The 11,908-nt window shown below is 49.4% G+C and carries 11 protein-coding genes; 9 read left to right on the top strand and 2 right to left on the bottom strand.

The window, feature by feature from the left end:
• Nucleotides 1–51 precede the first annotated feature (51 nt).
• From dnaJ to greA, 7 genes are all read left to right on the top strand, one after another.
• Nucleotides 52–1,197, top strand: coding sequence for a molecular chaperone DnaJ (dnaJ, locus tag LAT77_RS11465; protein WP_290564703.1), 1,146 nt, complete (start codon nt 52–54; stop codon nt 1,195–1,197).
• A gap of 211 nt (nt 1,198–1,408) precedes the next feature.
• A complete protein-coding gene (locus tag LAT77_RS11460; protein ID WP_290564702.1) occupies nt 1,409–2,251 on the top strand; it encodes a M48 family metallopeptidase in 843 nt (280 codons plus the stop codon).
• A 184-nt stretch (nt 2,252–2,435) separates the two neighbouring features.
• Nucleotides 2,436–3,728 carry a dicarboxylate/amino acid:cation symporter gene (locus LAT77_RS11455; protein WP_290564701.1) on the top strand — a complete coding sequence of 431 codons (1,293 nt, stop codon included), beginning with the start codon at nt 2,436–2,438 and terminating at the stop codon, nt 3,726–3,728.
• 23 nt (nt 3,729–3,751) lie between these two features.
• A complete protein-coding gene (dapB, locus tag LAT77_RS11450) occupies nt 3,752–4,576 on the top strand; it encodes a 4-hydroxy-tetrahydrodipicolinate reductase (protein WP_290564700.1) in 825 nt (274 codons plus the stop codon).
• Nucleotides 4,577–4,850: 274 nt separating this feature from the next.
• Nucleotides 4,851–6,011, top strand: a complete 1,161-nt coding sequence (carA, locus tag LAT77_RS11445; RefSeq protein WP_290564699.1) for a glutamine-hydrolyzing carbamoyl-phosphate synthase small subunit — start codon at nt 4,851–4,853, stop codon at nt 6,009–6,011.
• Nucleotides 6,012–6,026: 15 nt separating this feature from the next.
• On the top strand, nt 6,027–9,254 hold the full coding sequence (gene carB / locus LAT77_RS11440; protein ID WP_290564698.1) for a carbamoyl-phosphate synthase large subunit: 3,228 nt from the start codon (nt 6,027–6,029) through the stop codon (nt 9,252–9,254).
• Nucleotides 9,251–9,727, top strand: coding sequence for a transcription elongation factor GreA (gene greA / locus LAT77_RS11435; protein WP_290564697.1), 477 nt, complete (start codon nt 9,251–9,253; stop codon nt 9,725–9,727). The genes carB and greA overlap by 4 nt, the downstream gene beginning before the upstream one ends.
• A 122-nt stretch (nt 9,728–9,849) precedes the next feature.
• On the opposite strand, the gene LAT77_RS11430 is transcribed toward greA, so the two are convergent.
• Nucleotides 9,850–10,122, bottom strand: a complete 273-nt coding sequence (locus tag LAT77_RS11430; protein WP_290564696.1) for an XRE family transcriptional regulator — start codon at nt 10,120–10,122, stop codon at nt 9,850–9,852.
• A gap of 128 nt (nt 10,123–10,250) precedes the next feature.
• On the opposite strand from LAT77_RS11430, the gene LAT77_RS11425 reads away from it, so the two are divergent.
• On the top strand, nt 10,251–10,739 hold the full coding sequence (locus LAT77_RS11425) for a hypothetical protein (RefSeq protein ID WP_290564695.1): 489 nt from the start codon (nt 10,251–10,253) through the stop codon (nt 10,737–10,739).
• A gap of 45 nt (nt 10,740–10,784) precedes the next feature.
• Here the strand turns inward: LAT77_RS11425 and yhbY are convergent, their stop codons facing one another.
• Nucleotides 10,785–11,081, bottom strand: coding sequence for a ribosome assembly RNA-binding protein YhbY (gene yhbY, locus LAT77_RS11420; protein WP_290564694.1), 297 nt, complete (start codon nt 11,079–11,081; stop codon nt 10,785–10,787).
• A 166-nt stretch (nt 11,082–11,247) separates the two neighbouring features.
• Here yhbY and rlmE point away from each other — a divergent pair, with 166 nt between their 5' ends.
• Nucleotides 11,248–11,877 (top strand): 23S rRNA (uridine(2552)-2'-O)-methyltransferase RlmE, encoded by a 630-nt coding sequence (rlmE, locus tag LAT77_RS11415; protein ID WP_290564693.1) that lies wholly within the window; start codon nt 11,248–11,250, stop codon nt 11,875–11,877.
• Nucleotides 11,878–11,908: the final 31 nt, after the last annotated feature.

The following is an 11,908-nucleotide window of genomic DNA, read 5'->3' as shown; positions in this document are numbered from 1 at the left end:
TGTGTGTCTGTAACAGGCGCTTAAAACCCAAGTAAATTGTGGCGAGAATTTATGGCTAAACCTGATTATTACCAAGTCCTTGGCGTGGCAAAAGATGCCGGCGAACGCGAAATCAAAAAAGCGTACAAAAAGCTGGCTATGAAATATCACCCAGACCGTACAAAGGGCGATAAAGAACTTGAAGCTAAGTTTAAGGACGTCAAAGAAGCGTACGAAATTCTGAACGATCCGGAAAAGCGTCGGATGTACGATCAGTATGGTCATGACGCGTTTGATCAATCGCGCGGAGGCCCTGGTGGCTTTGGTGGCGGTGGTGCTGACTTCTCGGACATTTTCGGTGACGTGTTTGGCGATATTTTCGGCGGTGGTCGCCGTGGTGGCGGTCGTCGCGCGCAACGTGGCGCAGATTTACGCTATGACATTGAATTAACGCTTGAAGAAGCGGTACGCGGCAAAGAAGTGGAAATTCGTATTCCGCGCATGAGCCACTGTGATGACTGTGACGGAACTGGTTCCGCTGACGGTGGCACACCAGCAACCTGTGATTACTGTCATGGCGCTGGCCAGATTCAAGTGCGTCAGGGCTTCTTTGCGGTGCAACAGACCTGTCCACAGTGTCATGGTCGCGGCACGATTGTGAAGAACCCATGCCGTAGCTGCCATGGTCATGGTCGTGTGGAAAAAACAAAGACCCTGAATGTGAAGATTCCGGGTGGCGTAGACACCGGTGATCGCGTTCGCTTGAGTGGTGAAGGTGAAGCAGGTGAGCACGGCGCTCCGAGCGGTGATTTGTACGTGCAAGTGCATGTGCGCGAACACAAAATCTTCAAACGTGATGGCAATAATCTCTATTGTGAAGTGCCGATTAGCTTTACCCACGCAGCGCTCGGTGGCGAAGTCGAAGTGCCAACCTTAGATGGCCGCGTGAAGTTAAAAATTCCAGCAGAAACACAGACTGGTAAAATGTTCCGTTTACGTGGCAAAGGCGTGAAGTCAGTGCGCTCCGGCGCCGTCGGCGACTTGGTGTGTAAAGCTGTGATTGAAACGCCAGTGAACTTATCGGCGAAACAGAAGGCTATGCTGAAAGAGTTAGAAGATTCGATGGGAGTGGGCGACGAAGCTGCGCGCTACCGGCCGAAAGAACGAGGCTTCTTCGACGGTGTGAAGAAGTTCTTCGACGACCTCACTGGCAACTAAGTACTCGGTCAAGGCTTGATGAAATAGAAATGCCAATCCAGCGATGGGTTGGCATTTTTTTGGTTTTTGCGCATTGTGTTCTACAAGAATTGGTAAGGCGCTGTTTGTAAGAGTTTGTTTAATATGAGCGATAAGGTTTTGTATTCTAACGGGGTCAACTCTATACTTTGAGCTGACTAGTGATTTGATATCACTCAATAAGGAGAGCCTGATGAAGCCATTCATGAAGTTACTGACCGTTATGGTGACCGTCATTGTGATTGCTGCCTGTACGACGTCTCCCACTGGACGTAAGCAGTTGAATTTCTTTTCTGGTAGCGCGCTAAACTCCATGGGGGCTGAGGCGTTTGCACAAATTAAGCAAGAAGAAAAGGTTTCCAGTGATCCTGAGTTAAATCAATATGCCCAGTGTATTGCTGACGCAATTATTGAGGTATTACCGCAAGAATATAGCCATATTGAATGGGAAGTTGTCGTGTTTGAGTCGGCGACGATTAACGCTTTTGCTTTGCCAGGTGGATTTATCGGCTTTTATACCGGCATTTTGAAGCTGGCGGAGAACGAGCATCAGGTAGCGGCCGTGATGGGGCATGAAATCGGTCACGTCATGGCTGATCATAGTAGTGAACGTTTATCGACGAATTTACTCATCAGTGCGGGCTTGTTAGCGGCGGACATCGCCACGTCGGATCGTTCTGCCGGCCAACGCGCGATGATTATGGCAGGTCTTGGTATCACCAGCCAATTGGCAGTGGCATTACCCTACAGTCGTCGTCATGAATCAGAAGCAGACGAGATCGGCTTGGATTTAATGGCGCGCGCCGGTTTTCAACCAGATCAAGCACCGCGCCTCTGGGAGCTTATGGCTCAAGCTGGGGGCGGTGGTACGCCAGAATTACTGTCGACGCACCCTTCACCGGATAGTCGGATTCGTGATTTAACCAACCAAATTCCGCAAGTCATGCCCTATTATGAAGAGCGAGCGCGCCAGGGACGATTAACCCGCTGTCCACGCCCGGCCAAATTAGATCAAATGCACGAAGAGGAAGCATAAAAAATTGATCTAAGTAAGATGAATCTATTCTTTCCGAAAAACCGTTCTGAACAGTACAGTCTCTGATCAGAACGGTTTTTTGTTTTAGGCTTGAGGTTGCGGTGGTGAGAGTCTGCTTCCTCTTGTCTGCTTCTTTGTCGGCGCTGAACCGTCGGTGAGAACAGTCCAATTCAACGGGATAAGTATGTTTAAAGCTTGGTTTGCGATTCCATTTTGGCAGCGGGTGCTCGGCGCGTTTGTGCTTGGCGCCTTACTTGGTTTTGGTCTCCCTGAGATTGGGGCTGCGATGCAGCCACTTGGGCAATTGTTTGTGCGCTCGATTCAAATGTTGGTTGCGCCACTCATTCTGTTTGCGATTGTGAGCAGCATTACGAGCATGCAAAGTCACAACAACCTCGGTCGCTTAGCGTCGAAAACCGTTGGTTTATTTCTACTTACCGCGTTCATTGCCAGTGCCATTGGATTAGCGGTGGGTACCTTCATGGATCTCACGCCAACGGTTGAACTAACGGCAGGTGAGGTGGTTGAGCGTGACATTCCGCCCGTTTCGCAAGTCTTGTTGAGTGTGATTCCAACTAACCCATTTGCGGCGTTAGCGGAAGGACGCGTGCTGCAAATTATTTTCTTTGCCGTGTTGTTAGCGATTGCACTGAATGCTTTGAAAGAGAAAGCCGCACCGGTGCGTGATTTCTTTAATGCTGGCGCAGAAGTCATGTATCAAATCACTCGCTATGTGTTGGAACTGACCCCCATCGGTGTTTTTGGTTTAATGGCTTGGGTGGTCGGTACCTATGGCTTAGAAATGCTTCTACCGCTGGGTAAATTCATTGTCGCGATTTATCTTGCCTGCTTAATTCACATTATTTTTGTCTATGGTAGCTTGGTACGTTGGGGCGCAAAAATTAAACCGATGCAATTTTTCCGTGCTATTTTTCCAACGCAAGTCATTGCCTATTCGACGTCCAGTAGTTTTGGTACCTTGCCGTCAACGTTGAAAACCACAACCGAACGCTTGGGCGTTAAAAAAGAATACGCCAGTTTCTCGCTGCCGCTTGGCGCAACCATAAATATGGATGGTTGTGGCGGCATTTATCCAGCGATTGCTGCTATTTTTATCGCCCATTTGTACGGCATACCGCTCGGTTTCACCGAATATGCCATTATTATGGTCACAGCAACCTTGGCATCGATTGGCACCGCGGGTGTTCCTGGTTCGGCCATGGTGATGTTAACGGTCACCTTGTCTGCAGTCGGTTTACCACTTGAAGGTATTGCATTTATTGCTGCAATTGACCGAATTATTGATATGATGCGCACAGCAACCAATGTCACCGGTGATATGGCGGTGTCGGCGACCGTGGCACGTTCAGAGCAGATGATCGATGAAGACATACTGAATGCAGAGTTGGCACGCCAACGTGGTGGCAACGATGAGAGCCTGCATTCGTCATCGGCATCAAGTCAGAAGCAGGGTTAAACACAAGTAAAACAAGGGAACGCATGTCTGCACAAACAACCACACAAATTAAGTTAGCAGTCGTTGGAGCCAGCGGCCGTATGGGACGTGAAGTAATTCGTGCGGTGGGCAACCATGATGGCTTCACACTTGCTGCAGCAATTGGACGCGTGGGGTCTGATAGTATCGGCGTTGATAGTGGCGTGTTAGCCTCTGGTCAAGCCAATGGCGTTGCGCTCACAGACGATCTCTACGCTATTGCTGATGCCGATGTGGTTATCGACTTTGCCTTGCCCGATGGCCTCGAAGGACGTGCTGAGGTTTATGCTGAGTTGTCCAAACCTGCCGTGATTTGTGTGACTGGGCTCAGTGGGGCAGGTCGCGATGCTTTGGCGCTTGCAGCTACGTCAGTGCCAATTGTGTATGCTGCAAATACCAGTGTTGGTGTGAATTTACTAGCTGCATTGACGGAACAGGCGAGTGCCGTGTTTGGCTGTGACGCTGATATTGAAGTACTCGAAGCTCACCATACGCGTAAGGTCGATGCACCTTCTGGCACCGCTTTATTCTTAGGTGAGGCGGCAGCCCGTGGCCGTGGCCAAGTGCTTGACGACGTTGCCGAGCTGAACCGGAATGCGGATGATCACACCTACCAAAAGGGCAGCATTGGTTTTGCAACCATACGGGCTGGCGACATTGTCGGTGAACACACCGTCTATTTGGTGGTGGGTGGCGAACGTATCGAATTAACTCACCGCGTAGCCAACCGCAGTACCTTTGCTGACGGCGCTCTGCGTGCTGCTGCATGGTTGCAGTCAGAAAAAAAAGCGCAGATTTATGCGATGAAAGACGTCCTCGGACTAGACTAGAAAGCCGATTTTTCGTAGAATACGAACAATTTGCCGAACGCCGGCAAGCACAGGTGCAGCCATCCGTTCGCCGCTTACTTTTTCACTTTATTCGTGCCACAGGAATGTGCAAAGGAACGCTTAACGCGCTTCTTTCGACTCAGCACAAGCTGTGTTTAGGACGGAATTAGAGTGAAAAAATAGCGAAACTGAAGTGGGTCTGGCTGTGCATGATTCGGTGTAAAGCGGGGAAGTGAAAGCAAACTTGCCCGTTTTTTTATGTTCGGAGGTACCCTTGAGTATTTCGGCGAGTAAGTCCACGCGTAGGGCCATTTTGGTTCTTGCTGACGGCTCTGTTTTCTACGGCACAGCAATTGGTGCGGAAGGGCAGGCTGTTGGTGAAGTTGTTTTCAATACGGCGATGACCGGCTATCAAGAAATTTTAACCGACCCCTCATACGCAGAACAAATAGTTACCCTCACTTACCCACATATTGGTAATTACGGCACCAACCCTGAAGACACTGAGTCTGATCGCATTTGGGCCAAAGGGTTAGTCATCCGCGACTTGTCGCCCATCGCCAGTAATTTCCGCAGCACTCAGTCGCTGAGTGATTATTTGAAATCTCAAAATATTCTCGGTATTGCCGATATTGACACGCGTCGCTTGACGAATCGTTTGCGTGAAACGGGCGCACAAGATGGCTGTATCATGACCTATAATGCTGGTGAAGAAGCACCGGTTAGCGCCGCTCTCGAAGCTGCCAAAGCATTCCCCGGCTTAGCCGGTATGGACTTAGCGAAAGTCGCGAGCTGTGATGCTGCTTATCCGTGGACTGAAGGTACGTGGAAGCTTGGCCAAGGACATCAGCAACAAGGCGAAACCAAGTTTCATGTCGTTGCTTATGACTTCGGAGCAAAGTTAAATATCCTCCGCATGCTTGCCGATCGAGGTTGCCGCATTACTGTGGTGCCAGCACAAACGTCCGCAGACGAAGTGTTGGCCTTAAACCCAGATGGTGTTTTTCTCTCCAATGGGCCAGGTGATCCAGCACCCTGTGATTACGCCATTGCAGCGATTAAAGTATTCCTTGAAAAGCAATTGCCTGTTTTCGGTATTTGTTTAGGCCACCAACTTTTGGCGTTGGCCACAGGTGCGACGACCGTAAAAATGAAACATGGCCATCATGGCGCCAACCACCCGGTGCAAGACATTGCAACAGGTCGGGTAATGATTACCAGCCAGAACCATGGTTTCGCTGTGGAAGAAGCGTCCTTGCCAGCGCACTTAAAAGCGACTCACAAGTCTCTGTTTGATGGCACGCTGCAAGGCATTCACCATACTGAACTACCAGCATTTAGTTTTCAAGGTCACCCAGAAGCGAGTCCAGGGCCGCATGATGCTGCGCCACTGTTCGATCATTTCATTGAACTGCTTGAAGCTGCGAAGCAATAAAGACGGGATGCCACGATGCCAAAACGTACAGACATAAAAAGTATTTTAATTATCGGCGCGGGTCCAATTGTTATCGGCCAAGCGTGTGAGTTCGACTACTCTGGTGCGCAAGCGTGTAAAGCGCTGCGTGAAGAAGGTTACCGGGTTATTTTGGTGAACTCGAACCCCGCCACGATTATGACTGACCCAGAAATGGCCGATGCAACCTATATTGAGCCGATTCACTGGGAAGTGGTGGAAAAAATCATTGAGCGTGAACGTCCAGACGCGATTTTACCGACCATGGGCGGGCAAACCGCACTGAACTGTGCACTTGAGCTCGACGCTCAAGGCGTGTTGGAAAAATACAACGTTGAAATGATTGGTGCGACGGCTGATGCCATCGACAAAGCCGAAGATCGCGATCGTTTCGACAAAGCCATGAAAAAGATTGGTTTGGAAACGCCGCGTGCGGAAATCGCCCACGGTATGGACGAAGCCTTCGATATCCTGGAGCGCATCGGTTTCCCTTGTATCATTCGTCCGTCATTCACTATGGGTGGCAGCGGCGGCGGTATCGCCTATAACCGCGACGAATTCGAAGAGATTTGTAAACGTGGTCTAGCATTGTCACGAACGAAAGAGCTTCTCATTGACGAGTCGTTGATCGGCTGGAAAGAGTATGAGATGGAAGTCGTCCGCGACAAGAACGACAACTGCATTATTGTCTGCGCGATTGAAAATTTTGACCCCATGGGCGTGCACACTGGCGATTCAATTACGGTCGCGCCAGCGCAAACGTTGAGCGACAAAGAATACCAGATTATGCGTGATGCCTCGATGGCAGTTCTGCGTGAGATTGGTGTTGAAACCGGTGGTTCGAACGTTCAATTTGGTATTTGTCCAGACACTGGCCGTATGGTCATTATTGAAATGAACCCGCGAGTGAGCCGCTCCTCCGCGTTGGCGTCAAAAGCGACCGGTTTCCCGATCGCCAAAGTTGCGGCGAAACTTGCCGTCGGCTACACCCTTGACGAACTGGCTAACGACATTACCGGCGGTGTTACGCCAGCATCCTTTGAGCCAGCGATCGACTACGTGGTGACTAAGATTCCACGCTTTAACTTTGAAAAATTCGCTGGCGCGAACGATCGCTTAACCACGCAAATGAAGTCGGTGGGTGAGGTGATGGCGATTGGTCGTAACCAACAAGAATCCATGCAGAAGGCTTTACGTGGCCTTGAGCTTGGTATGAACGGGTTAGACCCAATTGTTGATCTCAGTGAGCCAGATGAAGCACGGACGAAGATTATTCGCGAACTAAAAGAACCGGGTGCCGAGCGTATTTGGTATATCGGTGATGCATTCCGCATGGGGATGAGTTTGGACGAGGTCTTTAACTTGACCAAAATCGACCGCTGGTTTCTGATTCAGCTCGAAGAAATTATCGCCTTAGAGCGCGAAGTTGAGCAACTCGGCTTAGCAGGTATGGACGCCGATAGCTTGCGCTACCTGAAACGTAAAGGTTTCGCGGATGCTCGTTTAGCCGCAATTCTCGACGTGCATGAAAGCGAAGTCCGCAAACGTCGTGAAGAGTTCGGTATTTTCCCAGTCTATAAGCGCGTTGATACCTGTGCTGCTGAATTCGCTTCCGAAACAGCGTATATGTATTCGACCTACGACGAAGAGTGCGAAGCGCGCCCAAGCGACCGTGAGAAGATCATGGTCATCGGTGGTGGTCCAAACCGCATTGGTCAAGGTATCGAGTTTGATTACTGCTGTGTTCACGCTGCACTGGCCATGCGGGAAGATGGTTACGAGACGATTATGGTCAACTGTAACCCAGAAACGGTTTCGACCGACTATGACACGTCTGACCGCTTGTATTTCGAACCGATTACACTGGAAGACGTGCTCGAAATTGTCCGTATTGAAAAACCAAAAGGTGTCATCGTCCAGTACGGCGGTCAAACGCCATTGAAACTTGCGCGCGACCTCGAAGCCAACGGTGTGCCGATTATTGGTACGTCGCCTGACGCCATCGACCGCGCTGAAGATCGTGAGCGCTTCCAGACTGCAGTGACTCGATTAGGTCTGAAACAGCCGGAAAACTCAACGGTAACGACGGTCGAGCAAGCGATGATTGAGTCAGAGCGGATTGGTTTCCCGTTAGTTGTACGTCCATCGTATGTGTTAGGCGGACGGGCAATGGAAATCGTTTATGACCAAGCGGATTTGCGTCGATATTTGAATGAAGCGGTGAAAGTATCGAACTCGGCACCGGTGTTGTTGGATCGTTTCCTCGACAACGCGATTGAAGTTGATATTGATGCAATTTGTGACGGTGAAGACGTGTTCATTGGCGGAATTATGCAGCATATCGAGCAAGCGGGCGTGCATTCAGGTGACTCGGCTTGTTCATTGCCACCGTACTCGTTGAGCGACATCACCCAAGCGGAGCTGCGTGAACAAGTGCGTAAGCTTGCGTTCGAATTGAACGTACGTGGTTTAATGAATACCCAGTTCGCCATTCAGAACAACGAAATATACCTGATTGAAGTTAATCCACGGGCGGCACGCACGGTGCCTTTTGTGTCGAAAGCGACTGGAATCCAATTAGCCAAGGTTGCTGCGCGAGTAATGGCCGGCAAGTCTTTGAAAGAACAGAATTGTTTGGACGAAGTGATTCCACCTTACTATTCGGTGAAAGAAGTCGTAGTGCCGTTTGCGAAGTTTCAAGGCGTTGACCCAATTCGTGGCCCAGAAATGCGCTCAACGGGTGAAGTCATGGGCGTCGGTGAAAGCTTTGAAGAAGCTTATGCCAAGGCCAACTTGGGGGCGGGTCAAGCTCTGCCATTAAAAGGCAAAGCCTTGCTGTCCGTGCGTGAAGGTGATAAAAAGCGCGTGATTGACCTCGCTCGTGGCCTCACGGCGCTTGGTTTTAGTGTTGAAGCAACGCGTGGTACCGCTGCAGCCTTGCAGGCGCAAGGAATTCAATGTAGCGTAGTGAATAAGTTGCAAGAAGGTCGACCGAACATTGTCGATGCTGTGAAAAACGGTGAGTACAGCTACATCATTAATACGGTGGAAGGACGCCAGGCGATTGAAGACTCAGTCTATATTCGTCGCGAGGCGCTATTGAATAACGTCAGCTATACCACCACATTGAACGCAGGTTTTGCTGCTGTCAAAGCACATACGGTGAATGACCGAGCGCGGGTAAGCTCGGTGCAAGAACTGCACAAGAGGATTTTGAATCAATGACAAACATTCCCATGACAGTTGCAGGTGCGGAGGCACTGCGCAACGAGTTGAAGCGTTTAAAAAGTGAAGATCGGCCGCGGATTATCCAAGCCATTGCCGACGCTCGCGAGCACGGTGACCTAAAAGAAAACGCTGAGTATCATGCCGCACGCGAACAACAGAGCTTTTGCGAAGGCCGTATTCAAGAAATTGAAGCGAAGCTGTCTAATGCGCAGATCATTGACGTGACCAAGTTGCAAAACAACGGCAAAGTCGTATTTGGCGCAACGGTCACCGTTTTTAACACGAAAACTGACGAAGAAGTGACCTATCGGATTGTTGGTGATGACGAGTCAGATATTAAGCAGAACTTAATTTCTGTGAATTCACCACTGGCCCGGGCACTGATTGGAAAGGAAGTTGATGACGTTGCGGTGGTGACAACACCTAGCGGAGAAGTGGAATACGAAATCGTTAGCGTGGAATATGTTTAGGATTTCCCGAAGGGTTTCCTGAAAGGTTCCCTGAGTAAAGTTCAGCCCTAGTTTGCTGCAAAGTGAACTAGGGCTTTTTGTTGTCTTGTTTAGCAGCCATTGTGCTCGGGAATAGGAATTACTTACTCGCTCAGAAGCTTAGCAAGTTCAGCGGCTTTGCGTTCGCGTCCGGTGCTATTGGTTGGCATTGGGCTGTGGTAGTCCTCAATGTCTGGGAAAACTTCTTGTATCGGTTTGCCGATGGCCTTCGCGACAGCGATTGCCACAATGCGCGAGCGCGCTTGACGTGCAACCACTTTTGAAATCAACGACGGACTGCGTTCTATTGCATGGGCAACAATAGAAAAGTCGTAACCTTTTTCGGCGAGCGCCTTTTTAATTTGATTTTTATCCATAATTGGTTTTACATACCTGTGGTTATGAATTCCGTTTGAACTCAAATGAGTTCAATATGCACTCATTTGATTTATATTCAATAAATAAAACACAGGCCATAATGAATAGCAAGGAAAAGGATCAAGCTGTGGTTGTTAGTCTCGACGATTTCGTCGATAAGGGACGCCAAGCATCGGGACTCGACGACACGATCGAGATTTTAAAATGGTTTGGCTTTAGCCGCTCGACAATCAATAACTGTCGACAACGTGGGCACGTACCATTGACGACCTTAGTTCCGGCATTACTCGGACGCAACTTATCACTCGATTGGTTTTTTCGGCCGCAAGGTGGGCTCGGGATACCGGTTTATCGTGACAACGGAAATACTGACGAAAACGCGCTGCAATTTGCTGAAACCGCGCGCTATGGTGTGGGTCAGTCTGCCCATGATCGAGAAAGTTTGGCGAAAGTGGTGAGTTATTTCCATGCGCTGCTTGCTCGCCATCAAGCCTTAGCTAGCGAAGAGCATATTGATTTAATGTGGGCTGTCTATCAGGCGTTTCCGGTGGCGAGTGAATTACGTACCCAAGTGATGGAAGCTTTAGCGGCGAGTTTGGCAAGTCGGCAACACTAAAAAAACGCTGCACTTGCAGCGTTTTTACGATTACATCGGTTCGTATTAACCCTTTGGTAAACGCAGCTTGGGTTCTCTTGCCGGACGGTAAAGCACTAAAGTTTTGCCGATCACTTGCACTTGAGTTGCCGCGGTTTCACGGACGATGGCTTCATAAATGGCGACGCGAAGCTCACGATCTTCTTCCGGTACTTTCACTTTAATCAATTCATGATGCTCTAAAGCACCGTCAATTTCAGCAACCACGCCTTCGGTTAAACCGTTTGCGCCTAAAAGCACAACAGGCTTAAGCGGATGCGCGAGGCCTTTCAAGAATTGTTTCTGTTTATTACTGAGTTGCATAAGCTTTGCCTGTGGTTAATTCGATTATAAAATTGTGTTTCGATTCTGCCGAACAGCGCAATCGAACGATTTCTGCCGCAGTTGGCGAGCGAAAGACTTGAATTTGCTGTATTCTAACGCCATCTGATATATGGAGCCAGCCCGAGTTAGCAAAAGAAGAGGAAACATGGCGAAAAAGAAGCGTTCAGCCAGCAGCAGCCGATGGCTTAAAGAACATTTTGACGATCATTACGTACAAAAAGCGCAAAAACAAGGTTTACGTTCGCGGGCCGTGTTTAAACTCGACGAAATTCAAAAGCGCGATAAGATCCTTCGGCCCGGTCAAGTCGTAGTAGATTTAGGTGCAGCACCGGGAGGTTGGTCTCAATACGTGGCTGACCTTCAAGATGGTCAGGGCGAAATCATCGCCTGTGATATTTTGGACATGGATCCGATCGCTGGTGTTGACTTTTTGCAAGGAGATTTTCGCGAAGAAGCAGTCTTGAATGCTTTGTTAGAGCGCATTGGCGGCGCGAATGTCGATGTGCTGTTGTCGGACATGGCACCAAATTTTAGTGGTACAGATGCAGTAGACCAGCCGCGATCAATGTATTTAGTCGAGTTGGCCTTAGAAATGTGTCGGTCGGTTTTGAAACCCGGCGGCGCTTTTGTCGTCAAAGTATTTCAAGGCGAAGGTTCAGACGTGTTTTTAAAAGACGTTCGCCAAGCCTTTACGAGCGTTAAAGTACGCAAGCCTGACTCATCTCGGGCAAGGTCGCGCGAGGTCTATCTGGTGGCGACCGGTTACAAAATATAGTACCCTGTTTTGAATAGGTCGAAAGAATTGA

Source organism: Aliidiomarina sp. (assembly GCF_022565475.1).
GTDB lineage: Bacteria > Pseudomonadota > Gammaproteobacteria > Enterobacterales > Alteromonadaceae > Aliidiomarina.
The sequence above is the reverse complement of the archived record's forward strand: the minus strand, read 5'-3'. Positions and strand labels throughout refer to the sequence as shown.

Coding starts and splice junctions, on each gene's coding strand:
- LAT77_RS11460 (WP_290564702.1), top strand. CDS start 1,409: ATGAAGCCATTCATGAAGTTACTGACCGTTATGGTGACCGTCATTGTG.
- LAT77_RS11430 (WP_290564696.1), bottom strand. CDS start 10,122: ATGGATAAAAATCAAATTAAAAAGGCGCTCGCCGAAAAAGGTTACGAC.
- dapB (WP_290564700.1), top strand. CDS start 3,752: ATGTCTGCACAAACAACCACACAAATTAAGTTAGCAGTCGTTGGAGCC.
- yhbY (WP_290564694.1), bottom strand. CDS start 11,081: ATGCAACTCAGTAATAAACAGAAACAATTCTTGAAAGGCCTCGCGCAT.
- greA (WP_290564697.1), top strand. CDS start 9,251: ATGACAAACATTCCCATGACAGTTGCAGGTGCGGAGGCACTGCGCAAC.
- LAT77_RS11455 (WP_290564701.1), top strand. CDS start 2,436: ATGTTTAAAGCTTGGTTTGCGATTCCATTTTGGCAGCGGGTGCTCGGC.
- dnaJ (WP_290564703.1), top strand. CDS start 52: ATGGCTAAACCTGATTATTACCAAGTCCTTGGCGTGGCAAAAGATGCC.
- rlmE (WP_290564693.1), top strand. CDS start 11,248: ATGGCGAAAAAGAAGCGTTCAGCCAGCAGCAGCCGATGGCTTAAAGAA.
- carB (WP_290564698.1), top strand. CDS start 6,027: ATGCCAAAACGTACAGACATAAAAAGTATTTTAATTATCGGCGCGGGT.